The 24,446-nt window shown below is 74.1% G+C and carries 20 protein-coding genes and 1 riboswitch; of the genes, 8 read left to right on the plus strand and 12 right to left on the minus strand.

Annotated elements, in window-relative coordinates; translation table 11 throughout:
- The first annotated feature begins 627 nt into the window (after positions 1 to 627).
- The 4 genes from SYYSPA8_RS35425 (at position 628) to SYYSPA8_RS35440 (ending at position 3,056) form a co-directional block, all read left to right on the plus strand.
- Complete coding sequence (locus SYYSPA8_RS35425; RefSeq protein ID WP_323451571.1) at positions 628 to 1,269, plus strand: class I SAM-dependent methyltransferase; 642 nt, start codon at positions 628 to 630, stop codon at positions 1,267 to 1,269.
- A 54-nt stretch (positions 1,270 to 1,323) separates the two neighbouring features.
- A complete protein-coding gene (locus tag SYYSPA8_RS35430; RefSeq protein ID WP_323451572.1) occupies positions 1,324 to 1,872 on the plus strand; it encodes an RNA methyltransferase in 549 nt (182 codons plus the stop codon).
- An 84-nt stretch (positions 1,873 to 1,956) separates the two neighbouring features.
- Positions 1,957 to 2,391 (plus strand): hypothetical protein, encoded by a 435-nt coding sequence (locus SYYSPA8_RS35435; RefSeq protein ID WP_323451573.1) that lies wholly within the window; start codon positions 1,957 to 1,959, stop codon positions 2,389 to 2,391.
- A 98-nt stretch (positions 2,392 to 2,489) separates the two neighbouring features.
- Complete coding sequence (locus SYYSPA8_RS35440; RefSeq protein WP_323451574.1) at positions 2,490 to 3,056, plus strand: ATP-binding protein; 567 nt, start codon at positions 2,490 to 2,492, stop codon at positions 3,054 to 3,056.
- Here the strand turns inward: SYYSPA8_RS35440 and SYYSPA8_RS35445 are convergent.
- Positions 3,034 to 4,587, minus strand: a complete 1,554-nt coding sequence (locus tag SYYSPA8_RS35445) for an SDR family oxidoreductase (protein ID WP_323451575.1) — start codon at positions 4,585 to 4,587, stop codon at positions 3,034 to 3,036. The two genes, SYYSPA8_RS35440 and SYYSPA8_RS35445, sit on opposite strands and share 23 nt — an antisense overlap.
- Positions 4,588 to 4,886: 299 nt before the next feature.
- On the opposite strand from SYYSPA8_RS35445, the gene SYYSPA8_RS35450 reads away from it, so the two are divergent.
- Positions 4,887 to 5,699, plus strand: coding sequence for a class I SAM-dependent methyltransferase (locus SYYSPA8_RS35450; protein ID WP_323451576.1), 813 nt, complete (start codon positions 4,887 to 4,889; stop codon positions 5,697 to 5,699).
- Between the two features lie 78 nt (positions 5,700 to 5,777).
- Here the strand turns inward: SYYSPA8_RS35450 and SYYSPA8_RS35455 are convergent, their stop codons facing one another.
- The gene (locus SYYSPA8_RS35455; RefSeq protein WP_323451577.1) at positions 5,778 to 6,674 is read right to left on the minus strand and encodes a sulfurtransferase; all 897 of its coding nucleotides are present in this window, start codon (positions 6,672 to 6,674) and stop codon (positions 5,778 to 5,780) included.
- A gap of 427 nt (positions 6,675 to 7,101) precedes the next feature.
- Here SYYSPA8_RS35455 and SYYSPA8_RS35460 point away from each other — a divergent pair, with 427 nt between their 5' ends.
- Complete coding sequence (locus SYYSPA8_RS35460; RefSeq protein ID WP_323451578.1) at positions 7,102 to 7,869, plus strand: VOC family protein; 768 nt, start codon at positions 7,102 to 7,104, stop codon at positions 7,867 to 7,869.
- On the opposite strand, the gene SYYSPA8_RS35465 is transcribed toward SYYSPA8_RS35460, so the two are convergent.
- From SYYSPA8_RS35465 to SYYSPA8_RS35480, 4 genes are all read right to left on the minus strand, one after another.
- A complete protein-coding gene (locus tag SYYSPA8_RS35465; RefSeq protein WP_323451579.1) occupies positions 7,844 to 8,572 on the minus strand; it encodes a thymidine kinase in 729 nt (242 codons plus the stop codon). The two genes, SYYSPA8_RS35460 and SYYSPA8_RS35465, sit on opposite strands and share 26 nt — an antisense overlap.
- 68 nt (positions 8,573 to 8,640) lie before the next feature.
- Positions 8,641 to 9,843 carry an alkaline phosphatase family protein gene (locus SYYSPA8_RS35470; protein WP_323451580.1) on the minus strand — a complete coding sequence of 401 codons (1,203 nt, stop codon included), beginning with the start codon at positions 9,841 to 9,843 and terminating at the stop codon, positions 8,641 to 8,643.
- Positions 9,843 to 10,454, minus strand: a complete 612-nt coding sequence (locus tag SYYSPA8_RS35475) for a DUF5998 family protein (protein WP_323451581.1) — start codon at positions 10,452 to 10,454, stop codon at positions 9,843 to 9,845. Before SYYSPA8_RS35475 ends, SYYSPA8_RS35470 begins: the two co-directional genes overlap by 1 nt.
- 46 nt (positions 10,455 to 10,500) lie before the next feature.
- A complete protein-coding gene (locus SYYSPA8_RS35480) occupies positions 10,501 to 13,398 on the minus strand; it encodes a bifunctional acetate--CoA ligase family protein/GNAT family N-acetyltransferase (RefSeq protein ID WP_323451582.1) in 2,898 nt (965 codons plus the stop codon).
- Positions 13,399 to 13,629: 231 nt separating this feature from the next.
- On the opposite strand from SYYSPA8_RS35480, the gene SYYSPA8_RS35485 reads away from it, so the two are divergent.
- Positions 13,630 to 13,911, plus strand: coding sequence for an HPr family phosphocarrier protein (locus SYYSPA8_RS35485; protein ID WP_323451583.1), 282 nt, complete (start codon positions 13,630 to 13,632; stop codon positions 13,909 to 13,911).
- Between the two features lie 291 nt (positions 13,912 to 14,202).
- On the opposite strand, the gene SYYSPA8_RS35490 is transcribed toward SYYSPA8_RS35485, so the two are convergent.
- The 4 genes from SYYSPA8_RS35490 to SYYSPA8_RS35505 form a co-directional block, all read right to left on the minus strand.
- Positions 14,203 to 14,880 carry a GntR family transcriptional regulator gene (locus SYYSPA8_RS35490; protein WP_323451584.1) on the minus strand — a complete coding sequence of 226 codons (678 nt, stop codon included), beginning with the start codon at positions 14,878 to 14,880 and terminating at the stop codon, positions 14,203 to 14,205.
- Between the two features lie 310 nt (positions 14,881 to 15,190).
- A complete protein-coding gene (locus tag SYYSPA8_RS35495) occupies positions 15,191 to 15,979 on the minus strand; it encodes a M23 family metallopeptidase (RefSeq protein ID WP_323451585.1) in 789 nt (262 codons plus the stop codon).
- 13 nt (positions 15,980 to 15,992) lie between these two features.
- Positions 15,993 to 16,155, minus strand: a riboswitch (cyclic di-AMP (ydaO/yuaA leader).
- A gap of 242 nt (positions 16,156 to 16,397) precedes the next feature.
- Positions 16,398 to 17,765: a M16 family metallopeptidase gene (locus SYYSPA8_RS35500; protein WP_323451656.1), complete on the minus strand. Its 1,368-nt coding sequence runs from the start codon at positions 17,763 to 17,765 to the stop codon at positions 16,398 to 16,400.
- A gap of 23 nt (positions 17,766 to 17,788) precedes the next feature.
- Positions 17,789 to 19,165 (minus strand): M16 family metallopeptidase, encoded by a 1,377-nt coding sequence (locus SYYSPA8_RS35505; RefSeq protein WP_323451586.1) that lies wholly within the window; start codon positions 19,163 to 19,165, stop codon positions 17,789 to 17,791.
- Between the two features lie 322 nt (positions 19,166 to 19,487).
- On the opposite strand from SYYSPA8_RS35505, the gene SYYSPA8_RS35510 reads away from it, so the two are divergent.
- Positions 19,488 to 21,935 carry a DNA gyrase/topoisomerase IV subunit A gene (locus SYYSPA8_RS35510; protein WP_323451587.1) on the plus strand — a complete coding sequence of 816 codons (2,448 nt, stop codon included), beginning with the start codon at positions 19,488 to 19,490 and terminating at the stop codon, positions 21,933 to 21,935.
- 136 nt (positions 21,936 to 22,071) lie between these two features.
- Here SYYSPA8_RS35510 and SYYSPA8_RS35515 read toward each other — a convergent pair whose 3' ends face one another.
- Together SYYSPA8_RS35515 and SYYSPA8_RS35520 are read right to left on the minus strand one after the other, a co-directional pair.
- Positions 22,072 to 23,238, minus strand: coding sequence for a CobW family GTP-binding protein (locus SYYSPA8_RS35515; protein WP_323451588.1), 1,167 nt, complete (start codon positions 23,236 to 23,238; stop codon positions 22,072 to 22,074).
- Positions 23,239 to 23,249: 11 nt separating this feature from the next.
- Entirely contained in the window at positions 23,250 to 24,404 is a 1,155-nt protein-coding gene (locus SYYSPA8_RS35520; protein WP_323451589.1) for a citrate synthase/methylcitrate synthase, read from the minus strand.
- Positions 24,405 to 24,446: the final 42 nt, after the last annotated feature.

The raw sequence follows: 24,446 nt of genomic DNA on the forward strand, positions 1-24,446 counted from the left end.
GACCGGAGGCCTGCGGTCCGCCGACCCCGAGGAGGTGAGCCCCGAGGCCCCCGCGCCTCAATCGCCGGCGAGGCTGAATTTTGCTCGGGTCAACGTTGACGAGGCGGGTTTGTGCGGGTCGGCCCGGGACCGGGTGGTGGTGCGGGTTGGCGGGGCCTCCGGGCTCACCTCCTCGGGGTCGGCGAGCGTACTCACCAGGTTCAGTGCGGGCCGGCCTCCGCCGATCCCCTGCGGGGGCGACCCTGCACCCCCGCCCACGGACCACGCGAAGGGCAGCCGGTACCCCAGGCGGGGGAAGAAGGGTGCGGGACCCCGTACCGACACGGGCCGGGCGGGCCGGGCGGGCCGGGCGGGCCGGGCGGGCCGGGCGGGCCGGGCGGGCCGGGACCCCGGACGAGCACGACGTCCCCCTATCGACGCGGGCAGGCAGCGCGAGGCCACCCTCGCGCAGGTGCGGGATCCCGTGCCGACGCGGGCCGGTGGGGCTCGGTAGCCCGCTGACCGGCCGGAACGAGGCGTGCGCGGCACCGACCGGTGCCAGGACGAACCCCCGCGCGCGGTAAGCTGACGCGGCACAGCGACTCCCTCCCTCGATCACTGTGCGTAACTGGAGAGGAGTTGATCGAGGTGGCCGAGCAGGCCGAACAGGGCGAGCAGCAGCCGCACCGGCACTATTTCTCGGCGGACCCCGGCGTGGCCTCCCGCCCCGGCACGGTCCCCGTCGTACTGCCGGATGTGCAGCTGGAGCTTCGCACCGATTCGGGCGTCTTCTCCCACTCCCGCCTCGACCCCGGTACGAAGGTGCTGCTGGAGAACGCTCCGCTGCCGAAGAACCGGGGCGACATCCTCGACCTGGGCTGCGGCTACGGCCCCATCGCCCTGACCTTCGCCTCCCGCCGCAAGCGGCTGCGGGTGTGGGCGGTCGACGTGAACGAGCGTGCCCTGGGTCTGGTCCGGGAGAACGCGGAGGCGGCCCGCCTCGGCAATGTGACCGCCTGTCTGCCGGACGAGGTCCCCCCGGAGACCCGGTTCGGGACGATCTACTCCAATCCGCCGATCCGGATCGGCAAGACCCAGATGCACGCCATGCTGCTGCGCTGGCTCCCGCTGCTCCAGCCGGGCGGCACCGCCTATCTCGTCGTGCAGCGGCATCTGGGTTCGGACTCCCTGGCAAAATGGCTGGACGCGCAGGGACTCCCGACGACGCGGCTGGTGTCCCAGCGCGGCTACCGGCTCCTTGAGGTCCAGAAGTCGCCCGACCTGCCGTAGCCGCCCGGCGGCGGCCGCCGGCCCGCCATGGACCTCCGTAACGGATTGAGAGACATGCACCAGCTCAGGGGAACCGAACTCAAGCGTCTGCACCGCTCCTGGAAGCGGCAGAGTTCCGCGCGGGTCGCGCTGCTCCTGGAGGGGGTGCAGTCTCCGTTCAACGTGGGCGCGATCGTGCGGACCGCCGCCGCGCTCGGGGTCGAGCGGCTCTATCTCGCCGGCAACACCGCCTCGCCCGGCAACGCGAAGGCGCAGAAGGTCGCCATGGGGACCGACCGCTATCTGGACGTGCAGCTCTTCGAGAACATGGCCGCCGCCGCCGAGCGGGTCCGCGCGGACGGCTACCGCCTGGTCGGCCTGGAGCTGACCGACGAGTCGGTGCCGCTGCACGAGGCCGATCTCACCGGGGCCGTCTGTGTCGCCGTGGGCAACGAGGACCACGGCATCTCGCCGAACGGTCTGAGCCACTGCGACGCGGTCGTGTTCATCCCGCAGCTGGGGCGCGTCGGCTCCCTCAACGTGGCCACCGCGCTCGCCGTCGCCTGCTACGAGGTGCGCCGCCAGGACTGGACGGACGCGGCGGCTGCCCCGGCGCAGGGCTGAGCCGGCCGGTGTGCGTACGGTGCCGGGTCCCGTTTGAGTACGGGTACTCAGGCACCGCGGCGCCGTGCGGATCACGATGGGGGCATGACCGCGAAGAACCGTTTCCTCATGGTGTCCACGGCCCTGGTCCTGGCCGCTCCCCTCGCTCTGTGGGGCCTGCTGGGCCAGCAGAACGACACAGGGGTGCCCGCCTCCGAACTCACCTACACCATCGAGCCGCCGGCCCTCGCGGCCGGCACGGAGACGGCGCTCGGGGTGTTCGGCCTGCTGCTCGCCCTGGTCAGCACCGCCGTCCTGGTCCGGGCGAACCTGCGCGGGAGCCTCGCGGTCGAGCGGTGGTGGACCCTGCTGCCGCTGGTGGCCGCCGGCCTGATCGTCGCCGGCGGCTGGCGGGTCCTGACCACCGGGAGCGCCGACGCGAACATCGGGGCCGGTCTCGTCGTGCTGTTCGGCACCCCCACGGTCCTCACCCTGATCGGCCTGAGCACGGTTCCCGGGCTGCTGCGCTCCCGCCGCTGACACCGGCGCACCCCTTTTCCCACCCGTACGCGGGATTGACCGCATCCGGGTTGGGTAGACGAGTCACGCCGTACGGCGGGATCGACAACGGGGTGCGTGTGAGAGGTATGGATCGGATCGGGACGGCCGGCGGGCCCGCGACGACCGGCGGGACCGGCAGAGCCGATGGGACCGCTGGGATCGGTGGGACCGCTGGGTACGACGCGTCCGCCGACGACGGCGGGTACGCGGGGCAGCCGGTCTCCTGGGCCGCCGCCTGCTACGACGGGGCACCGGAGTGCATCCCCGACGCCCGCCGCTTCACCCGGGACTTCCTGGAGCGGACCGGCGGGACCGGCCGGACCCGGGGACCGGCGGCGGAGACCGTGGAGACGGCCCAGCTGGTGGTGAGCGAGCTGGTGACCAACGCGTGCAAGTACGCCCCCGGGCCCTGTCTGCTGGAACTGGAGCTGACCGGCGAGGTGCTGGAGATAGCGGTACGGGACTCCAGCCCCGAACTGCCGACGCCCGGCACCCCCCGCCCGGACCGGGTCGGACGTCATGGCCTGGAGATCGTCCGGGCCCTCAGCGAGAGCTTCGACGCCCGCCGCGAACCGGTGGGCAAACGGGTCCTGGCCCGCCTGCCCCTCCACGCCGCCCTGGTCAGTCCCGCCCCGCGTCCCTGACCGCCGCGCGGGCGATGTTTCGGGCCATGCCGCCGAAGACGACCGCGTGGAACGGGGAGACACTCCACCAGTAGGCGTGTCCCAGCAGGCCCCGGGGGTGGAAGAGGGCCCGCTGCCGATAGCGGGTACGGCCCCGCGCATCCTGGTCGGCATACAGTTCCAGCCAGGCCAGACCCGGCAGCCGCATCTCGGCACGGAGCCGCAGCAGCCGCCCCGGTTCGATCTCCTCGACCCGCCAGAAGTCGAGCGAGTCGCCGACCCGCAGCCGCTGGGCGTCCCGCCGGCCGCGCCGCAGCCCGACCCCGCCCGCGAACCGGTCCAGCCACCCCCGTACCGCCCAGGCGAGCGGGAAGGAGTACCACCCGTTGTCGCCGCCGATGCCCTCGATGACCCGCCAGAGCGCCTGCGGGGAGGCGTCGACGGGCAGCTCCCTGCGGTCGGTGTAGAGGCTGCCGCCCGCCCAGTCCGGGTCGGTGGGCAGCGGGTCGCTGGGCGCCCCCGGCACACCCGCCGACGACCAGCGGGTGGACACCTTGGCCTCCCGGATGCGCCGGAGCGCCAGTTCCAGCGACTGGCGGAACGTGAACGGCCGGCCCGGCGTGTCGGGGGTGCCCGGCAGGTCGGGGGCGTACCGGGCGATGTCGTGCTCGCGGCAGACCACCTCGTACCGCAGCGACTCGGTGAGCGGCCGGGCCACGGAGTGCGGTACGGGGGTGACGAGACCGACCCAGTGGCTGGAGAGGCGGGGGGTGAGCACCGGGACGGGCACGATCAGCCGGCGGGGCAGTCCGGCGACGGCCGCGTACCCCCGCATCATGTCGCGGTAGGTGAGGACGTCGGCGCCGCCGATGTCGAAGGCGCGGTTCACGTCGTCGGGCATGGTGGCCGACACCAGCAGATACCGCAGCACGTCCCGGACCCCGATCGGCTGCACCCGGGTCCGCACCCAGCTGGGGGTGACCATCACCGGCAGCCGTTCGGTGAGGTAGCGCAGCATCTCGAAGGAGGCGGAACCGGAACCGATGATCACGGCGGCGCGCAGCACCGTGGCCGGGACCTCCCCGTCGAGGAAGACCCGTCCGACTTCGGCGCGGGAGCGCAGGTGCGGCGAGAGGCGCCGCTCGGGCACCCCGGCCGGGGTGAGGCCGCCCAGGTAGACGATGCGGCGGACTCCGGCGGCGCGGGCCCCCTCGGCGAAGGTCCGCGCGGCCTCGTGGTCGGTCCGTTCGAAGTCCCGGCCGGTGCCCAGGGAGTGGACGAGGTAGTAGGCGACGTCGACGCCGGTCATGGCCTCGCGGACGGAGGCGGGGTCGAGGACGTCGCCCCGGACCGTCTCCACCCGGCCGGACCAGGGGTGGTCGCGCAGCTTCGCGGGGGTACGGGCGAGGGTGCGCACCCGGTGCCCGGCCGCCAGCAGCTCGGGGACCAGGCGGCCGCCGATATAGCCGGTGGCGCCGGTGACCAGGCAGGTCAGGACAGGCCCGGCCGCCGTGGTGTCGGCCCCTTCGGGGAGGGGGGTGTCCGCCGTCATCTCCTGGATGTCCCTCTCGTGCCTGTGCGCCGGTGCGCCGGTGCCTGTGTCCGTCCGTGTGCCTGTCCGTGTGCCCGTCCGGGAGGCATGATCCACCTCCATCCTCCGCGATGGTGCGCCGCCCCGCGCGCCGGGCCGGTGCCGCAGGTGTGCCCCCGCGCTCCGCGCACCCGGCGCACGCGATGAACTCCGCGCGGCCCGCCGCCGTGGTGGGGAGCGTGTGGACTGCGTCCCCGCGCGCCCGGCAGCGACCCCGGCGCGCGGGCGGACCGGTAGCTGCGGAGCGGAGGAGCACAACGGTGATCCCTACCCGGCACGACCAGGCCGAGTCCTGGCTCGCTGAGGAGTACGTCCAGGTCAACGCGGATCAGGTGGGCAGCGCGCTGGCCGCGCTCGACCTGGTTCCCGAACTCATCGGCGCGGGCGGCCTGCTGGCCGATGTCGGCTGCGGGGCCGGGGAGGTCGCCGTGGCGATGGCCCGGCGCGGAATGACCGTCCACGCGTCCGACGTCTCCCCGTCGATGGTGGCGGCGACGCGTCGGCTGGCCGCCGGACTGCCGGTGACGGCGACCGTGCAGAACGCCAATGAACTGGAGCTGACGCCGGGGGCGTTCACCGTCGTCCACTCCTCCTGGGTGCTGCACTGGGTGGCCCGGGGCGTGGCGGCCGTACGGACCATGGCGCGCGCGGTGCGGCCCGGCGGCGCGCTGGTGCTCCAGTACTGCCACAGCCAGCCGCTCGCCGAGGGGCCGGGCATGGCCCGCGTCTACCAGGACGTGGCGGGCCGGCCGCGCTGGCGGGAACGGCTCGCGGGGCTGCCGTTCGCCCATCAGCAGCATCCGGCGGAGGTGGTGGCCGACGTGATCGAGGAGGAGGGGCTGGAGATCGTCGGCTGCGAGGACCCGACTTCGTTCGCGAAGGGCCGCCGGTCGGGGCCGCCGGACCTGGAGGCGGCCCGCCGCCAGGTCCGGCTGACCGGGTTCGCGGTGCACGCCCGCGCGCTGGGCGAGGACCGGGACGCGTTCGTGGACGAACTCATCGTGGAGGCGCACCAGTCGGGGCGGTCCGACCCGCAGGGGGTGCGGATCATCGCCCGCCGCCCCGGACGGTAGCCGCGCCCGGCCGCCGACCCTGCGGCCCACACCGGCCGTTTCCGGACAGGGCGGGAAACGGCCGGTCCCGGGGCCGGATCAGCCCGGCTGGGGGCCGGTCGCCACCGGGCGGGCCGGGTCGCGGGACCACTCCGACCAGGAGCCGGCGTAGAGCGCCGGGGTGAAGCCCGCCAGCTCCAGCGCGACGGCCAGCTGGGCGGCGGAGACCCCGGAGCCGCAGTAGATCCCGACCTCACCGGGGACGGCCCCCAGCGCGGTGAACCGCTCCCGCAGTTCGGCGGGGGCGCGGAACCGGCCCCGCTCGTCCAGGTTCTCCGTGGTGGGTGCCGAGACCGCGCCCGGGACATGCCCGGCGACCGCGTCGATCGGCTCGGTCTCGCCCCGGTACCGCTCCCCCGCGCGGGCGTCCAGGAGCAGTCCGGTACGGGCGAGTTCGGCGGCGGTGTCGGCGGTGAGCAGCGGCAGCGCGCCCGGCGCGGCCGTGAAGTCGCCCTCGGCGGGCGCGGGGGCCGCGGTCTCCAGCGGTCCCGCCCAGGCGCCGAGGCCGCCGTCCAGGACCCGGACGTCCCGGTGGCCGGTCCAGCGCAGCAGCCACCAGGCGCGGGCCGCGCCCCAGCCCTTGTCCGCGTCGTACACGACCACGGGGGTGCCGGCGCCGACCCCGGCCCGGCGCATCGCGGCGCCGAAGTCCTCCGGGTCCGGCAGGGGGTGGCGGCCACCGGCGCCGGGCGGGCCGGCCAGCTCCGCGTCGAGGTCGACGAAGACCGCGCCGGGGATGTGCCCGGCGTCGTACTCGGGCCGGCCGTGCGGGCCGCCGAGCCGGTAGCGGACGTCGAGCACGACGGGCGGCCGGGGTCCGGCGAGCGCGTCCGCCAGCTCGGCGGCGGAAATGATCGGGCTGACTCGACTGACCGGACCGGCCTGACCGGACGGACCCACCGGACTGGCCGGGGGGACGGGGCTGATGGCGTTCATGTCCCCATCCTGGCCCACCCGGTCCACCCTGTCCGCCCGGGCCACCGGACCCACCGGGACCCGCCGGACCCACCGGACCCGCCGGACCCGCCGGGCGAGGAACGGGACGCACCGCACGGGCCGCTGCTCCCGGGGGAGTACGGTGTCAGGACGTGCGGGCCCCGTGAGCTTCGCCGGACAGGGCCCGCGTTCCGGCGGCGAGCGCCGTCCCCGACCGTGAATCGATCACGTTTCGACCTGTGAATCGATCACGCCCTGGCCTGTGAAATGGGCAGCACTCAGCGGGAACCCGCCAAAAACGGCGCGGCCGGGGCGCGCTGGACGACGACGGCATGGAAACATGCGCTCGGGGCGCACGGCCCGCACAACGGCACGCGCACCCCGTCCCCCCGTACGGCCACCACGATGGTCCGAGGAGAGAGTGACGATGACCGAGGCGACTCGGCACACCCCCGGCACGCCCTGCTGGGCGAGCCTGATGGTGCACCGCCTGGAAGAAACCCAGTCCTTCTATCACGAGCTGTTCGGCTGGGACTTCAGCCCCGGTCCGCAGCCGCTCGGCCCCTATGTCCGTGCCCTGCTCGACGGGAAGGACGTCGCGGGCCTCGGTCAGCTGCCCGCCGGGCGGGAGGCCCCGCTGTCCTGGACTCCGTATCTGGCGGCGGACGACACGGACTCCTGCGCGGAGAGTGCCCGGTCCAGCGGCGGAACCGTCGCCGTCGGTCCGCTGGACGCCGCCGACGCGGGCCGGCTCGCGATCGTCGCCGACCCGTCGGGAGCGATCTTCGGGATCTGGCAGCGCGCGGCGCTCGCCGGCACGGCCGTGCGCGGCGCCCACGGCACCCCGGCCTGGCAGGAGCTGCTGACCGTCGAGACCGCCGCGGTGCGCAAGTTCTACGAGTCCGTGTTCGGTTACGAGACGGAGGACGCGCGTACGGACGGCGCGGACCGGGTCGTCCTGCGGGTCGACGGGCGCCCGGTGGCGGCGCTGCACGGGCTGGGCCGGCTGCCCCGGCAGCGTGGCAGCCACTGGATGATCTCGTTCGAGGTGGACGGGGTGGAGCGGGCGGCGCGGCAGGTCACCGCGCTCGGCGGGCAGGTCCTGGAGCCACCGGAGGACGGCCCGCGCGGGCGGACGGCGACGGTGGCCGACCCGGAGGGGGCGGTGTTCAGGATCGTCCACTCGGCACGCTGACGGCACCGGCACCCGCACCCGCACGGGCCCCGGCACTCACGCCAACCCCGGCACCGGCACCGGCGTCGACAGGCAGCACATCGGGCGAGAGGGCCGCCGCACGCGCGCTCGCGGCGGTCATCCGCCGGCGGTGGTGCCGGCGGCACAACACCTCGTACCCCACGTCGTCCACCGCGTTGACATCGCCGACGACGACCTGGGCGCCTTCCACGACCATCAGCCCCCCGACGGTCCGGGCGTTGTGCGTGGCCCGCGCGCCGCACCAGCACAGGGCCTCGACCTGGAGCACCTCGATCCGGTCGGCGAGTTCCACCAGCCGCTGTGAGCCGGGGAAGAGCTTGGAGCGGAAATCGGTGGTGATCCCGAAGGCGAAGACGTCCATCTCCAGGTCGTCCACGACCCGCGCGAGCTGGTCTATCTGCTCCGGCGCGAAGAACTGGGCCTCGTCGGCGATGACGTAGTCGCACCGCCCGCCCTGGGAGAGCCGGTCCACGAGATGGGCGTAGATGTCGAAGCCGGCCATGGCCTCGACGGCGTCGGTGACCAGGCCGAGCCGGGAGGAGAGCTTCCCCTCGCCCGCGCGGTCGTCCCGGGTGAAGATCACTCCCTGGAGCCCGCGGGCGGAACGGTTGTGTTCGATCTGAAGAGCCAGTGTGCTCTTCCCGCAGTCCATGGTTCCGGAGAAGAAGACCAGCTCGGGCATGGGGGGTGGAGACCTTTCGGGGTCAGGGGGAACGGCCCGGGAAGGGGAGCGGGCCGGGGTGGGGGGAGCTACGACCGGACTTCGAGCAGCGGGACCAGCTGCTCGACGGGGGTCATGGAGCCGTGCAGCCCGACCATCGCGGACTCGTGCTGCTCGGAGACGGAGGCGACGATCGCCACATCGGCGCAGGCCGCGGCGACCACGTCACCGATCCTGCCGTGGACGCGTTCGTCGACGGCCGGGCCGAACCAGCCCGCCGCGACGGCCTCCTCGCGGCTCGCGACCCAGAAGCGGTCGCCCAGCACCTCGCGCCAGACGGCGAGGACGTCGGACTCGGCCCCGGGCACCGCGTACACATGGCGGGCCCGGCCCTCGCCGCCGAGGAGGGCCACGCCGGCGCGCAGCTCCCAGTCCTCGTCGAAGTCGATCCGCGACTCCTCGTCGAAGGGGACGTCGATCATTCCGTGGTCGGCGGTGACGTAGAGCGCGGAGCGGGGCGGCAGCTGCTCGGCGAGCCGCTGCACCAGCCGGTCCACGTACATCAGCTGGCCGCGCCAGGCGTCGGAGTCGATCCCGAAGCGGTGGCCCTTGCCGTCGACCTCGCTGTAGTACGTGTAGACGAGCGAACGGTCGCCCGCGCCCAGCTGCTCGGCCGCGAGATCGACGCGCTCCTCGCCGCCGAGGCGGCCCAGGAACGTTCCGCCACTGAGGGCGATGCGGGTGAGCGGGGTGTGCTCGAAGAGCGGGGAGGAGACCTGGGCGGTGTGCACCCCGGCGGCGTGGGCCCGCTCGAAGACGGTCGGGTACGGCTGCCAGAGGTGCGGATCGGTCCAGGGCCGCCACCGCAGCTGGTTCATCAGCGCGCCGGTGGCCGGGTCGCGGACGGTGTATCCGGCGAGGCCGTGGGCGCCGGGGGGCTGCCCGGTGCCGACGGAGGCGAGCGAGGTGGCCGTGGTGGCGGGGAATCCGGCCGTGATCGGGAGCCCGGTGCCGCCGCGCGAGGTGGCGAGCAGCGAGTGGAGGTAGGGGGCGTCGTCCGGGTGGTCGCGGATCTGCTCCCAGCCGAGACCGTCGATCAGGAAGACGCAGTTCCGGTCGGCCGGGGTCAGCTCGGGGATGAGCGCGTCGAAGCCCGGGACGCCCTGTCCGGCCACGAGCGTCGGCAGCAGATCGGCGAGCGATCCACGGCCGTACGCGGGTACGGGGGCGCTGCCGACGGCGAGGGGTTCGGGCTCGTCCGGCCAGAGGGCGGACGTCGTGGGCTGGACCATCAGCGGCCGGTGCCGGCCGCCGGGGTGGCACCGGTGGCCGCGGTGGCCTCGCTGAGTGCCTGGGCGAAGGCGAGGGTCTGGCGGACGGTGTCCGGGCCGTCGCCGGCCTCGCTGACCCGCAGGCTCAGATCGTCGGCGGTGGAGCTGCCGGTGTAGCCGTGGTCGGCCTCGCAGTTCGGGTCGCCGCAGGCGGCGGGCTCCAGGTCGAGCCGGGAGACCGCGCCCCAGCCGATGGTGAGGACGACCTCGCGGGGCAGGGTGCCCGGGGTGTACGCCTCCGGGTTGGCCACGACCCGGCTGACCACGACGGACGAGATCCGATCCAGCTTCACCGACTCGGTGGAGGTGGTGGCGTACGGCGTCGGGGAGCTGGAGTCGGCGGCCTGCTCGTCGGTGTGGCTGACGATGAAGCGGTTGCCGGTCAGGACGAGAACGGTGACGTGGCGGCGCACCTCGTTGGCGTCGAAGGTGGTCTCCTGGTGCACCAGGTACGACGCGATCTGCTCTCCGCCGACAGCGGCCTCCACCGCCTCGGCCACGAGAGCCGGGTAGTAGCCGCTGCGCTCGATCGCCGCGCGCAGCCCCTGGGTCGTCGTACCGGTCTTCGCCATGCGGTCCATCCTACGGGGCCCCGGGGGCACCGGGCGCTCACATCGCTCAGTAGCTGGGGAGGCGGCGCGGCCCCAGGTCAGTGAAGGTGGCGGGTGGGGCGAGGCGTACGGACGCGCCGAGCACGGAGAGCCCCCGCTGGGCGACGACGACGGGTTCAAGACTGATGGAGACCACTTCCGGGTGGTCGTCCACCAGTCGTGATACCCGCAGCAGCAGCTCTTCGAGCGCGGGGGTGTCGACGGGGGCGGAGCCCCGCCAGCCGAAGAGGAGGGGGGCGGTCCGGATGCCGCGGACGAGTTCGGCGGCGTCCCGGTCGGTGACGGGGATCAGCCGGTGGGAGGTGTCCCCGAGCAGTTCGGACGCGGCGCCCGCGAGGCCGAAGGAGAGGACCGCGCCGACGGCGGGGTCGATGACGGCCCGGACGACGGTGTCGACGCCCCGGGGGGCCATGGACTGGACGACGGGGCGCAGCTCGCCGGGGCCGCCGAGGCGGTCGGTCAGCTCGCGGTAGGACTGGCGCAGATGCTGTTCGTCGGTGAGGTCGAGGCGTACGCCGCCGAGGTCGGGGCGGTGCCGCAGATGGGGGGCGGTGGTCTTGAGGGCGACGGGGTAGCCGAGGCGGGCCGCCGCCGCGGCGGCCTCGTCGGGGTCCGGCGCGGGGAGCGCGGTCCGGACCCGGATGCCGTAGCGGGCGAGGAGGGCGTGGGCGTCGGTGGCGGGGAGGGTGCCGATGGCGTCCTCGGCGAGCAGTTCCGCGATGAGGGCGGCGGCGCCGTTCTCGTCGATGTCGTCGTACTCGGGGACCAGGCCGGGGTCGGCGGCCTGGCGGCGCCAGCGGGCGTACCGGACGGCCTGGGAGAGGGCGCGGACGGCCCGCTCGGCGGCGGGGTAGGCGGGGATGCGGCCCCGGTCGGGCCCGTCCGCTTCCGTCTCCGTTCCCGCTTCCGCTTCCGGGTCCGCTTGGGGGGCCGTGTCCGAGGTCGGCGCGGACGAGGTCGGTGCGGGGGCGGTCGGTGCGGGGGCGGTCGGCGCGGACGAGGTCGGTGCGGGGGCGGTCGGTGCGGGGGCCGTGCCCCGGACCGCCGACAGCGCCTCCGCGAGACCCCCCAGCTCCACATGGACGACCGCGACCGGCTTCGGCCGCTCCGCCTCCGCGACCGCCGACCGCAGGGCCCGCGCCAGCACCTCGCCGTCGCCCGACTCCATGGAGCCGTGCTCGCCGACCCAGGGGATCGCCGTCACCACGACCGCGTCGCAGCCCTCGTCGGCCAGCGCCCGGGCGAGCGCGCGCCGGAAGTCCGCCGGGGCGGCCTCCGTCGTGAGGTCCAGCGGCGGCTGCGGACGCAGGCCCTCCGCCAGGCAGGCGTCATAGGTGAGCAGCCCCAGCGACTCGGAGTTGCCGAGGATCGCCACCCGGGGCCCGGCCGGCAGCGGCTGCCCGGCGAGCAGCAGGCCCGCGTCGACCAGCTCGGTGACGGTGTCGACCCGGATCACCCCGGCCTGCCGCAGCAGCGCGCCGACGGCGGCGTCGGGGATCCGGGTCGTGGGTACGGCGTGCCCGGGCGGCTCGCTGCCGCTGTGCCGGGCGCCCTTGACCACGACGACGGGCTTGACCGCCGCCGTGCGCCGGGCGAGCCGGGTGAACTTGCGCGGGTTGCCGATCGACTCCAGGTAGAGCAGGGCCACATCGGTGCCGGGGTCGTCGTACCAGTACTGGAGGAAGTCGTTGCCGGAGACGTCGGCGCGGTTGCCCGAGGAGATGAAGGAGGAGAGTCCGGCGCCCCGGCGGTGCAGCCCGGACAGGAGCGCGATGCCGATCGCGCCCGACTGGGTGAAGAGCCCGATCCGGCCGGGGGCGGGCGAGCGGGGGGCGAGCGAGGCGTTGAGGCGTACCCCGTCGGCGGTGCTGATGATCCCGAAGGAGTTCGGGCCGATGATCCGCATGCCGTACGAGCGGGCCCGGCGCACCAGGTCCCGCTGGCGCCGCCGGCCCTCGACGCCGCTCTCGGCGTATCCGGCGGAGAGGACGACCAGGCCGCGCACCCCGTGCTCGCCGCAGTCCGTGACGACGTCGGGGACCCGTTCCACGGGTACGGCGACGACGGCGAGGTCGACGCTCTCGCCGGTGGTGTCGGCGATCTCGGCGACGGAGCGGAAGGCGGGCACTCCCTCGACCTCGGGCCAGCCGTCGGGGAAGGCGCGGTTCACGGCGTAGAGGCGGCCGGTGTAGCCGGAGGCCAGGAGGTTGCGCAGGACGGTGCGGCCCATGCCGCCGGTGGCCCGGCCGGTGCCGATGACCGCGACCGACCGGGGGGCCAGGAGCCGCTGCACGGACCGGGCCTCGGCCCGCTGCTCCCGGCCGCGCTGGACGGCGAGGGACTTCTCGGTCGGCTCCAGGTCGAGGGTGAGGTGGACGGAGCCGTCCTCGAAGCTGCGCCTCTGGGTGTATCCGGCATCCCGGAACACCTTGATCATCTTGTTGTTGGCGGGCAGTACCTCGGCCGCGAACCGGCGCACGCCCCGCTCGCGGGCCACGGCGGCGATGTGTTCCATCAGCGCGGAGGCGACGCCGCGCCCCTGGTGGGCGTCCTGCACCAGGAAGGCGACCTCGGCCTCGTCGGCGGGGGCGGAGGCGGGCAGTCCCCGGCCGTCGATCCGGTCGTAGCGGACGGTCGCGATGATCTCCCCGCCCACCGTGGCGGCGAGCCCGACCCGGTCCACGTAGTCGTGGTGGGTGAAGCGGTGGACGTCCTTGGCGGTGAGCCGGGGGTAGGGCGCGAAGAAGCGGTAGTACTTCGACTCGTCCGAGACCTGCTCGTAGAAGCTGACCAGCCGGTCGGCGTCATCGGGGGTGAGCGGCCGGATACGTGCGGTGCCGCCGTCGCGCAGCACCACATCGGCCTCCCAGTGGTCGGGATAGGTCTGTTCCGGCCGGGTCCGCATGACGGAAGAGTACGGCGCGGCCGGGCCCGGCGGTGCGGCGCGGGCGGCGATGTCCGAGGTGGGGGCGGGCGGCCGGAGCCCACGGGGCCGAACGGCGGGACAAAGGGCCCTCGCCGGGCCGGTGGGCGGGGTCCGGTGGCGCGGCCGGATCGGCGCGCGGGCGGGGCCGGGTGGTGCCCGTACCATGGCACACTGGTCTAGACAACCCATTTCCCCCCGAAGGGCACCACCATGGCTGAGCGCCGTGTCAATGTCGGCTGGGCCGAGGGCCTGCACGCCCGACCCGCTTCCCTCTTCGTCCGTGCCGCCGCCGCTTCCGGTGTGCCGGTGACGATCGCCAAGGCCGACGGCAGCCCGGTCAACGCGGCCTCGATGCTCGCCGTGCTGGGCCTGGGCGCCCAGGGTGGCGAGGAGATCGTGCTGGCCTCCGAGGCGGAGGGCGCCGACGCGGCGCTGGACCGGCTGGCCAAGCTGGTCGCGGAGGGTCTTGAGGAGCTTCCGGAGACGGTCTGAGACCACCTCCGGGCCGGGCCCTCGCGGGTCCGGACCGACGCGCCCGGGGCCGGGCCCCGACCATCCCGGCCCCGGGCCGCACTCCCCGCCGGACCCCGGGGGCACCGACGCGCCCGCGCGGTGTCCCCGAGTCCGGCACGCCGGGCCGCGGCTCCCAGCCGACCACGGGGGCCGCGGCTTTCGCGTACCCGGCCGTCCACCGCTGAGCCAGCCGCCCACCGCGTACCCGGCCGCCGACCGCTGAGCCGGCCGCCGGCCCGGGGCCCGGACCTCAGGGGCGGGGCCCGGACCTCAGGGGCGGGCCGTCGCCAGCCGGGGCGCGCGGCGGGCCGGGCGCGGGCCGCCGGGGAAGCGCAGCCGGTGCGCCCCCGCGCTCCGCTCGGCGTGCAGCGCGGTCAGGGCCCGCGCCCGCTCCGCGTCGCCGCGCGCCACCGCGTCCAGGATCGCGCCGTGCTCGGCCCAGTACGCCAGCGGCTCGGCGGGCGGTTCCACCGCGTACATCCAGGCGATCCTGTGCCGCAACTGGGTGAGCAGGGCGATCAGCCCGGGGCTGACGGACGCCTGCGCCAGCGTCTCGTGGAACCAGCCGCCCAGCGCCCGCAGATCCTCGCCCCCTCCCCCGCGCGCCCGCTCCTGGCCCAGCCGGACCAGGCCGCGCAGCACCCGCAGATGCGCCTCGGTGCGCCGGCGGGCCGCGCGCGCCGCGCCCAGGGGCTCCAGCAGCATCCGGGTCTCCAGCAGATCGGCGGCCTCCTGTTCGGTGGGCTCGGCGACCTGCGCCCCGGCGTGCCGCCGGATGACCACGAACCCCTCGGATTCCAGGGTGCGCAGGGCCTCGCGGACGGGGATGCGGGAGACGCCGTAACGGCGGGCGAGCCGCTCCTCGGCGAGCCGGGCGCCGCGCGCGAGGGCCCCGGAGACGATGTCGTCGCGGATCGCCGTGCAGACCGAGTGCGCCGGAACGCGCATGACCGAACCTCCGCTGTGGTCCGCCGCTGTCCGCCCGGGTTCCGTCGGGCCGCCGCCACGGCCCCCTCGGGGCAGGGGTCGCCGGCCGCCCCGGGCCGCGCGGCCCTGTGCCGCGCGTTCGGCGACTCTATTGCAGGGAGCGCTCTTTCTCCGTGGGGCCGCGTCCGGCGCCGCCTTCTTCCGGCCAGCCCTTGGGCCCCCGGCGGCGGAACCGGTACGGCGGAGTACGCCGAAGGCCCCCGGCGTGCTCGCCGGGGGCCTTCGGTGACGCCGTGCACGGGGCCGCGAGGGCCGTACGGGCGCGGTGGGCTCAGATGTTCACGTCGTGCGCGCGCAGATAGGCGACGGGGTCGACGTCGGAGCCGTAGTCGGCGCCGCTGCGGGCCTCGAAGTGCAGGTGCGCGCCGGTGGAGTTGCCGGTCGAGCCGGCCAGGCCGATCTGCTGGCCCGGCAGCACGCTCTGCCCGGTGGTGACGTTGAGGGAGTGCAGATGCCCGTACTGGGTGTACGAGCCGTCGTTCATCCGGATCACGACGTTGTTGCCGTAGGCGCCGCCCCAGCCGGCCTCGACGACGGTGCCCGCGCCCACGGAGACCACGGGGGTGCCGAGGGCCGCGTGGAAGTCGATGCCGGAGTGGCTGCCGGAGGACCAGTAACCGCCGCCCGCCTGGTACGCGGTGGAGACGTACGAGCCGGCGACCGGGGCCTGGTAGGCGTTGAGCCGCTTGCGCTCGGCCTCGCGGGCGGCGCGCTCGCGGGCCTCCTGGGCCTCGCGCTCCCGGGCCTCGGCCTTGCGGCGGGCCTCCTCGGCGGCCTCCTCGCGGGCGATGGCCGCGCGCTTCTGGGTGACGGCCTGGTCGGCGACCTCGTCGGCGATGGAGTCGGCCTCGGCGTCCGCCGCGAGAATCATGAAGGTGCCGGTGTCCTCGGAGGAGGACGCGGGGGTGGCGGACGTGTCGTTCCCGGCGGCGGCGGCCGGGGAGGCGAGGGTTCCGCAGACACCCGTGGTGGCGAGGGTGGCGACGCCGGCGATGCGTGCGCCGTTGCGCGACACACGGCCCGGAGCACGGTGTTTCCCGGTGGAGCGGGTCAACGCCATGGAGAGGCTGATCCTTTCCTTCCTTCTCGCCTACCGGGTTAGCTGACGGGTTCGGAGCAGGAAGGTCTCCTACGGGCCCCTCCGCGCGGAGCGAAGGCGTCCGATTCACCCCTGGGGACGGTGGGTCCCCGGCTCCCCCGGGCTCGCACCCGGTGGGGACTCGGCGATGACTGTCCGTGCCACGGATGCGGCGTACAGCGGGCGAACAGCCGGACCGACGCTACGGTCGCCGCCGCCGGTTCGCCAAACAGACGGCGATTTTTGTTGGCTATGCCACAGCCCAGAAAGGCCAGTTCCCCATGACTTCCCATCAAAAATGGACAAAGAGCAGGAAACCCCGGCGATGTGGAGCGCATCACCGGGGTCATCTGTCGCCCTGACCCACCCATACCGGGCAGAACAGGGCAGGGGAAACGGGTCAGCCGGTCACGACGGTGACCTCGCCGATGCCCAGCGCCTTGGCCGGCTCCGCGATCTGCGACGCGTCACCGACGAGCACCGTCACCAGCCGGTCCACCGGGAAGGCGCTGACCACCGCGGCGGTCGCCTCCACCGTGCCGGTCGCCGCCAGCCGCTCGTACAGCCGCGCCTGGTAGTCGTCGGGCAGGTACTGCTCGACCTGGTCGGCCAGCGTGCCCGCGACGGACGCCGCCGTCTCGAACTTCAGCGGCGCCACCCCCACCAGGTTCTGCACGGCGGTGTCGCGCTCCGCGTCGGTCAGCCCCTCGGCCGCCAGGGTGCGCAGCACCTGCCACAGGTCCGCCAGCGCGGGGCCGGTGTTGGGCGTGTCCACGGAGCCGCTGATGGCGAGCAGCGACACACCCGTGCCGTCGGGCGCGGAACGCAGCACCTGCCCGAAGGCGCGCACGCCGTAGGTGTAGCCCTTCTCCTCGCGCAGCACCTTGTCGAGCCGGGAGGTGAGGGTGCCGCCGAGGCAGTACGAGCCGAGCACCTGCGCGGCCCACACCGGGTCGTGGCGGTCCCCGCCCACGCGGCCGATCAGCAGCTGGGTCTGGACCGCTCCGGGGCGGTCCACGACGATCACCCGGCCGGTGTCGTCGGCGGTGACCGGCGGTACGGGCAGCAGGTCCGCCTCGTCGCCGGTCCACTCGCCGAGGGTATCGGCGAGCACCTTGTCCAGGTCGATGCCGGTGAGGTCGCCGACGACGACCGCGGTGGCGGTGGCGGGCCGGACATGGGTCTCGAAGAAGCGGCGGACGCCCGGGGCGTCGATCCGGGCGACGGTCTCCTCGGCGCCCTGACGGGGCCGCGACATCCGCAGCTCGGCCGGGAAGAGCTGCCGGTACAGCTCCTTGGCGGCCCGGCGGGCCGGGTTGGCGGTCTCGTGGGGGATCTCGTCCAGCCGGTTGTGCACCAGCCGATCGATCTCCGTGTCGAGGAAGGCGGGGGCGCGCAGGGCCTCCGCCAGCAGTCCGAGCGCCTTGGCCAGCCGGGAGGCGGGGACCTCCAGGGAGACCCGTACGCCGGAGTGGTCGGCGTGGGCGTCCAGCGTGGCCCCGCACCGCTCCAGCTCGGCGGCGAACTCCTCCGCCGAGCGCTTGTCGGTGCCCTCGGTCAGGGCCCGGGCCATGATCGTGGCGATGCCGTCGAGGCCGTCCGGCTCGGCGTCGAGCGGGGCGTCGAGCAGGATCTCGACGGCCACGACCTGCTGGCCGGGACGGTGGGAGCGGAGCACGGTGAGCCCATTGCCGAGGCTGCCGCGCTCGGGGGCGGGGAAGGCCCAGGGCCGGGCCTCGCCGGCCTCGGGCAGCGGGTGGAACTCCATGGTGGTCAGCGGCTCGGCGTCGGTCACTGCCCCGCCCCTTCCTCGTCGGCGCTGTCGGTGGTGTCGGCGGTGTCGGCGGGCTGCCCGGTGGCGTCGGCGGCGAGCGGCTCGTAGACCAGCACCGCGCGGTTGTCGGGGCGCAGCCGCTCCGCCGCGGCGGCGCGCACCTCGTCGGCGGTGACCGTGAGGATGCGGTCGACCGCCGTCAGGGCGAGCTGCGGGTCACCGAAGAGGACCGCGTACCGGCACAGTTCGTCGGCGCGGCCGGCGACGGTGGAGAGCCGGTCCAGCCATTCGCGCTCCAGCTGCGCCTGGGCGCGCTCCATCTCCTCGGGGGTCGGGCCCTCTTCGGCGAAGCGGGCCAGCTCCTCGTCGACGGCGGCCTCGATCCCCTCGACCTCGACATCGGCGGAGGTCTTCACGTCCAGCCAGCCCAGCGAGGGGGCTCCGGCCAGCCGCAGCAGGCCGAAACCGGCGGCGACGGCCGTGCGGTCGCGGCGCACCAGGCGGTTGTGCAGCCGGGAGGACTCGCCGCCGCCGAGGACGGTGAGCGCCAGGTCGACGGCGTCGCAGGCGCGGGTGCCGTCGTGGGGCAGCCGGTAGGCCGCCATCAGCGCGCGGGCGGGCACCTCCTCCTCGACGACCTCGCGCAGCTGCTCGCCGATGGTGTCGGGGAGGCTGCCGTCGCGGGGCTCGGGCTTGCCGTCGTGGGCGGGGATGGAGCCGAAGTACTTCTCGATCCAGGCGAGGGTGCGCTCGGGGTCGATGTCGCCGACGACCGACAGCACCGCGTTGTTCGGCGCGTAGTAGGTGCGGAAGAACGCGCGGGCGTCCTCCAGCGTCGCGGCGTCCAGGTCGGCCATGGAGCCGATGGGCGTGTGGTGGTACGGGTGGCCGTCGGGGTAGGCGAGGGCCGTGAGCTTCTCGAACGCGGTGCCGTAGGGCACGTTGTCGTAGCGCTGGCGGCGCTCGTTCTTGACGACGTCGCGCTGGTTCTCCATCGACTCGTCGTCGAGGGCGGCCAGCAGCGAGCCCATGCGGTCGGCCTCCAGCCAGAGCGCCAGCTCCAGCTGGTGGGCGGGCATGGTCTCGAAGTAGTTGGTGCGCTCGAAGCTGGTGGTGCCGTTGAGCGAGCCACCCGCTCCCTGCACCAGTTCGAAGTGGCCGTTGCCGTGGACCTGCTTCGAGCCCTGGAACATCAGGTGCTCGAAGAGGTGGGCGAGGCCGGTGCGGCCGGGGACCTCGTGGCGCGAGCCGACGTCGTACCAGAGGCAGACCGCGGCGACCGGGGTCAGGTGGTCCTCGGAGAGCACCACCCGCAGGCCGTTGGCCAGCCGGTGCTCCGTCGCTGTCAGGCCGCCCGAACCGGCCTGAGCTGTGGCCGTGTGACCCATGGGCATGTACGTCCCTTCGATCGCGATGCTGTTGGGGTGTTGTTTTCCCAGCGATGCCACTGTATGCAAGCGGACCGACACCTGGCGAAGTCCGGCGGATCGTACGGCACCTCTCCGGGCCGCGCCGGGACGGGTGGAAGGGGCCCGCGGGCCGGGCGGCGGACGGCCCGCGGGCCTTCGGCGGTGGTCCGGCGGAGGTGTCGGCTCAGGTCCGGCGGAGCGGGCGCCCAGGTGTCGTTCCCCGGGTCGCGGTCGGTGTTGTCAGTGCGACGGGCCACAATGGTCGGCGTCAGTTCCCGATCCGGTACGTGAAGGAGCAGCAGCCGCGATGGCCCGCCGCAGCACGAAAACCCCGCAGCCCGATTTCGAGGAGAAGATCCTCGACATCGACGTCGTCGACGAGATGCAGGGCTCCTTCCTCGAATACGCCTATTCGGTGATCTACTCCCGCGCGCTGCCCGACGCGCGGGACGGGATGAAGCCGGTACAGCGCCGCATCGTCTACCAGATGAACGAGATGGGGCTGCGCCCCGACCGGGGCTATGTGAAGTGCGCCCGTGTCGTCGGCGAGGTGATGGGCAAGCTGCATCCGCACGGTGACGCGTCGATCTACGACGCCCTGGTGCGGATGGCCCAGCCGTTCTCGATGCGGGTCCCCCTCGTCGACGGCCACGGGAACTTCGGTTCACTGGGCAACGACGACCCGCCGGCCGCGATGCGGTACACCGAGTGCCGGATGGCTGACGCCACGTCGCTGATGACCGAGTCCATCGACGAGAACACGGTGGACTTCTCGCCCAACTACGACGGTCAGGAGAGGGAGCCGGTCGCACTGCCCGCGGCCTACCCCAATCTGCTCGTCAACGGCTCGTCCGGCATCGCGGTCGGCATGGCGACCAATATGCCGCCGCACAATCTGGGCGAGGTCATCGCGGCCGCGCGCCATCTGATCCGCTACCCGGGCGCGGACCTGGAGACCCTGATGCGGTTCGTCCCGGGTCCGGATCTGCCCACCGGCGGCCGGATCGTGGGCCTCGCGGGCATCAAGGACGCGTACGAGACCGGCCGCGGCACCTTCAAGATCCGTGCCACGACGGCCGTGGAGGACGTGACGCCGCGCCGCAAGGGCATCGTCGTCACCGAGCTGCCGTTCTCGGTCGGCCCGGAGAAGGTCATCTCCAAGATCAAGGATCTGGTCGGGTCGAAGAAGCTCCAGGGCATCGCCGACGTCAAGGACCTCACCGACCGTGCGCACGGGCTGCGGCTGGTCATCGAGATCAAGAACGGTTTCGTCCCCGAGGCCGTGCTGGAGCAGCTCTACAAGCTGACCCCGATGGAGGAGTCCTTCGGGATCAACAATGTGGCGCTGGTGGACGGGCAGCCGCTGACGCTGGGGCTGAAGGAGCTGCTGGAGGTCTATCTCGACCACCGCTTCGAGGTGGTGCGGCGGCGCAGCGAGTTCCGGCGGAGCAAGCGGCGCGACCGGCTGCACCTGGTCGAGGGGCTGCTCGTCGCGCTGCTCGACATCGACGAGGTGATCCGGACCATCCGGTCCAGCGAGAATTCGGCGCAGGCGAAGGAGCGGCTGATCGAGCGCTTCAGCCTCTCCGACATCCAGACGCAGTACATCCTGGACACCCCGCTGCGCCGGCTGACCAAGTTCGACCGGATCGAGCTGGAGTCCGAGCGGGACCGGCTCACCGGCGAGATCGAGGCGCTGACCCGGATCCTGGATTCCGACGCGGAGCTGCGCAAGCTGGTCTCGGGCGAACTGGCCGCGGTGGCGAAGAAGTTCTCGACGGAGCGGCGCACGGTGCTGCTGGAGTCGGCGGCGGTCCCGGCGGCGGCCGTGGCACTGGAGGTGGCCGACGACCCGTGCCGGGTGCTGCTGTCGTCGACGGGGCTGCTGGCGCGGACGGTGACCGGCGATCCGCTGCCGGAGCCGGGCGAGAAGCGGGCCAAGCACGATCTGATCGTGTCGTCGGTGCTCGCGACCGCGCGGGCCGACATCGGTGTGGTGACCAACGCCGGGCGGCTGCTGCGGATCGCGGTGATCGACCTGCCGCAGCTGCCGCAGACGGCGACCGCTCCCACGCTCTCCGGGGGCGCTCCGCTGTCGGAGTTCCTGTCGCTGGAGGCGGACGAGTCGGTGGTCTGTCTGACCACGCTGGACGAGTCCTCGCCGGGGCTGGCGCTGGGCACGCTCCAGGGCGTGGTGAAGCGGGTCGTGCCGGACTATCCGGCCAACAAGGACGAGCTGGAGGTCTTCGCGCTCAAGGAGGGCGACCGGATCGTCGGCGGGTCCGAGCTGCGCACCGGCGAGGAGGATCTCGTCTTCATCACGTCCGACGCGCAGTTGCTGCGGTATCCGGCGGGGCAGGTGCGGCCGCAGGGCCGGGCGGCGGGCGGCATGGCCGGGGTCAAGCTGACCGACGGTGCCCAGGTGCTGTCGTTCACGGCGGTGGACCCGGCGGCGGACGCGGCCGTGTTCACGGCGGCGGGGGCGTCCGGCGCGCTGGACGCGTCGGTGACGACGGTGAAGCTCACCCCGTTCGACCAGTACCCGCGCAAGGGGCGGGCCACCGGAGGAGTGCGCTGTCAGCGCTTCCTGAAGGGCGAGGACATGCTCGTCCTGGCCTGGGCGGGCGAGGCCCCGGTGCGGGCCGCGCAGAAGAACGGCACCCCGGCGGCGCTGCCGGAGCCGGACCCGCGCCGTGACGGCTCGGGCACGCCCCCGATCTCGGAGGTCGCGTTCCTGGCGGGCCCGCCGCGCTGACGGGCCGCCGCCCGGGGCGTACGGGCAGGAGTACGGCGGCGACAGCCGGTTACGGCGGAGGGGCCGGGCGGGGATTCCACCCCGGCCGGCCCCTCCGCCGTGCTGTTCGCCGGCCCGGGTCTCACCGCCCCGGGTCTCACTGGCCCAGGTCGGTGTCCGGCTCAGGCGGCTCCTCCGCGTACCCGTCGTCGGCCGCGTACTCCCGCTCGCCTCGCTCGTCTTGCTGGTCCCGTTCGTCCGCCGCCGGGCCGGGGACGTAGCGCAGGACGCCCCACATGCTCCGCTCGTCGGGGAGGTCGCCGGGCGAGCCGGTGACCCGGGCGCCCGCCAGCGCGGTGCGCAGGGCGGGGCCGTCCACGCCGGAGCCGATGAGGACCAGCTCGGAGCGGCGTTCGGCGGCGGCGGGCCAGGGCTCGGGGTGGAAGCGGAGGAAGCGGCCGACGGCGTGCACGGCGTACCGGTTGCGCGGATCGGCGGCGCCGAAGTCCACGAAGCCCTTGATCCGGTAGAGCCCCTCGGGGCGGGAGTCGAGGAAGTCGAGCAGCCGCCGGGGGTGCAGGGGCCGGTCGGCGGTGAAGTCGACGCTGTCGTAGGCGGCGTGCAGATGGCCGGAGTGGTCGCCGTGGTCGCCGTGGTGGGCGTCGTCCAGCAGGTCCTCGAAGGCGAGCTGTCCCACCCGCTCCTCGTTCGGCCGGGGGTCGAAGAACAGCTCGGGGTCGACCCGCCCGTACACCGACTCCACGACCGCCGCCCCGGGCGCGAGCGCGGCCAGCTCCGCCCGGAGCCGGGCCCGCCCGTCCTCGTCCACCCGGTCGGTCTTGTTGAGGACCACGAGGTCGGCGACGCCCAGATGCCGGTCGATCTCGGGGTGGCGGGCCCGGGTCGCGTCGAACTCGGCCGCGTCGACGACCTCGGCGAGACCCCCGTACACGATCCGTTCGTTCTCGCTGGCGAGCACCATCCGCACCAGTTCCTGCGGCTCGGCGAGCCCGCTGGCCTCGATGACGATCACATCGAGGCGGGCGGCGGGCCGGGCCAGCTTCTCCAGGAAGCCGTCCAGCTCACTGACGTCGACGGCGCAGCAGAGGCAGCCGTTGCCGAGGGAGACGGTGGAGTCGCCGAGCTGGCCCGCCACGGTCATGGCGTCAATCTCGATGGCGCCGAAGTCGTTCACGATCGCACCGATGCGGGTGCCCCGGCAGGCCCGCAGCAGATGGTTGAGCAGGGTGGTCTTGCCCGAGCCGAGGAACCCCGCCAGGACGATGACGGGGATCGGCGCGCTCGGCGCGGGGACGGGGCTCACCTGGGGGCCTCTCAGACGGCGGGCACGGGCTGCGGCGGGGGCGGGCCGGTGTAGCGGGCCGCCGGGCGGATGATCTTCGGGTCCGCCGCCTGCTCCAGGATATGGGCGCTCCAGCCGACGACCCGGGCGGCACAGAAGGTGGGGGTGAACATCTCGCGCGGCAGCCCGCACAGCTCCATGACCACACCGGCGTAGAACTCCACATTGGTGTGCAGCTCACGGCCGGGCTTCAGCTCGGCGAGGATCGCGACGACCTCCTTCTCCACCTGGGTGGCGAACTCCACCAGCGGGCCGCCGAAGCCCTCGGCGACGGACCGCAGCATCCGGGAGCGGGGGTCCTCGGTGCGGTAGACGGGGTGGCCGAAGCCCATGATCCTGTCGCCGGCCAGCACCCGTTCGCGGACCCAGAGGCGGATCCGGTCGGGGGTGCCGATGGCGTCGAGGGTGTCCAGGGCCCGGCTGGGGGCGCCGCCGTGCAGCGGCCCGGAGAGGGCGCCGATCGCGCCGGTCAGCGCGGCGGCGACATCGGCGCCGGTGGAGGCGATGACCCGGCCGGTGAAGGTGGAGGCGTTGAAGCCGTGGTCGACGGTGGAGATGAGATAGCGCTCGATCGCGCGGACCCGGCCGGGCTCCGGTTCGGTGCCGGTGAGCATGTGGAGGTAGTTCGCGGCGTACGGCAGGTCCGCGCGGGGTTCGACCGGCTCCAGCCCCCGGCCGAGCCGGTGCAGGGCGGTGAGCAGGGTGGGGACGGCGGCGCAGGCGGCGAGGGCGTCGGCCCGGCGGGCGTCGGCGTCGAGGTCGTGGACCGGCCGCATCCCGGTGGCCGCCCCGAGCAGGGAGAGCGCGGTGCGCAGCCCGGCGAGCGGCCCGGCGGGCGCGGTGGCACGGGCGATGACGGGCAGGGCGGCCCGCACCTTCGCCGGCAGGGGGCGCAGCCGGGCGGTGTGGGCGAGGAAGGCGGCGCGCTCGGCGGCGTCGGGGAGCCGGCCGTGGAACATCAGGTGCCAGACGTCCTCGAAGCCGCGGCTCTCGGCCAGTTCGACGGCCGAGTACTGGCGGTAGTGGTAGAAGCCCTCCCGGCCGCGGACGTCCCCGAGTCCGGTGTCGGTGACGACGACACCGGCGAGCCCGCGCGGCACGGCGACACCTTCGGAGGTGCTGTGCATGGTGATCTCCTCCTTCAAAGATTGATTCCGACTGTCCATGCT

Source organism: Streptomyces yaizuensis, assembly GCF_034961445.1.
Lineage (GTDB): Bacteria > Actinomycetota > Actinomycetes > Streptomycetales > Streptomycetaceae > Streptomyces > Streptomyces yaizuensis.

Excerpts from the sequence above, each read along its gene's own strand:
- SYYSPA8_RS35430 (WP_323451572.1), top strand. The coding sequence starts at position 1,324 with ATGCACCAGCTCAGGGGAACCGAACTCAAGCGTCTGCACCGCTCCTGG.
- SYYSPA8_RS35435 (WP_323451573.1), top strand. The coding sequence starts at position 1,957 with ATGACCGCGAAGAACCGTTTCCTCATGGTGTCCACGGCCCTGGTCCTG.
- SYYSPA8_RS35445 (WP_323451575.1), bottom strand. The coding sequence starts at position 4,587 with ATGACGGCGGACACCCCCCTCCCCGAAGGGGCCGACACCACGGCGGCC.
- SYYSPA8_RS35455 (WP_323451577.1), bottom strand. The coding sequence starts at position 6,674 with ATGAACGCCATCAGCCCCGTCCCCCCGGCCAGTCCGGTGGGTCCGTCC.
- SYYSPA8_RS35460 (WP_323451578.1), top strand. The coding sequence starts at position 7,102 with ATGACCGAGGCGACTCGGCACACCCCCGGCACGCCCTGCTGGGCGAGC.
- SYYSPA8_RS35465 (WP_323451579.1), bottom strand. The coding sequence starts at position 8,572 with ATGCCCGAGCTGGTCTTCTTCTCCGGAACCATGGACTGCGGGAAGAGC.
- SYYSPA8_RS35470 (WP_323451580.1), bottom strand. The coding sequence starts at position 9,843 with ATGGTCCAGCCCACGACGTCCGCCCTCTGGCCGGACGAGCCCGAACCC.
- SYYSPA8_RS35475 (WP_323451581.1), bottom strand. The coding sequence starts at position 10,454 with ATGGCGAAGACCGGTACGACGACCCAGGGGCTGCGCGCGGCGATCGAG.
- SYYSPA8_RS35480 (WP_323451582.1), bottom strand. The coding sequence starts at position 13,398 with ATGCGGACCCGGCCGGAACAGACCTATCCCGACCACTGGGAGGCCGAT.
- SYYSPA8_RS35485 (WP_323451583.1), top strand. The coding sequence starts at position 13,630 with ATGGCTGAGCGCCGTGTCAATGTCGGCTGGGCCGAGGGCCTGCACGCC.
- SYYSPA8_RS35490 (WP_323451584.1), bottom strand. The coding sequence starts at position 14,880 with ATGCGCGTTCCGGCGCACTCGGTCTGCACGGCGATCCGCGACGACATC.
- SYYSPA8_RS35495 (WP_323451585.1), bottom strand. The coding sequence starts at position 15,979 with ATGGCGTTGACCCGCTCCACCGGGAAACACCGTGCTCCGGGCCGTGTG.
- SYYSPA8_RS35500 (WP_323451656.1), bottom strand. The coding sequence starts at position 17,765 with ATGGAGTTCCACCCGCTGCCCGAGGCCGGCGAGGCCCGGCCCTGGGCC.
- SYYSPA8_RS35505 (WP_323451586.1), bottom strand. The coding sequence starts at position 19,165 with ATGCCCATGGGTCACACGGCCACAGCTCAGGCCGGTTCGGGCGGCCTG.
- SYYSPA8_RS35510 (WP_323451587.1), top strand. The coding sequence starts at position 19,488 with ATGGCCCGCCGCAGCACGAAAACCCCGCAGCCCGATTTCGAGGAGAAG.
- SYYSPA8_RS35520 (WP_323451589.1), bottom strand. The coding sequence starts at position 24,404 with ATGCACAGCACCTCCGAAGGTGTCGCCGTGCCGCGCGGGCTCGCCGGT.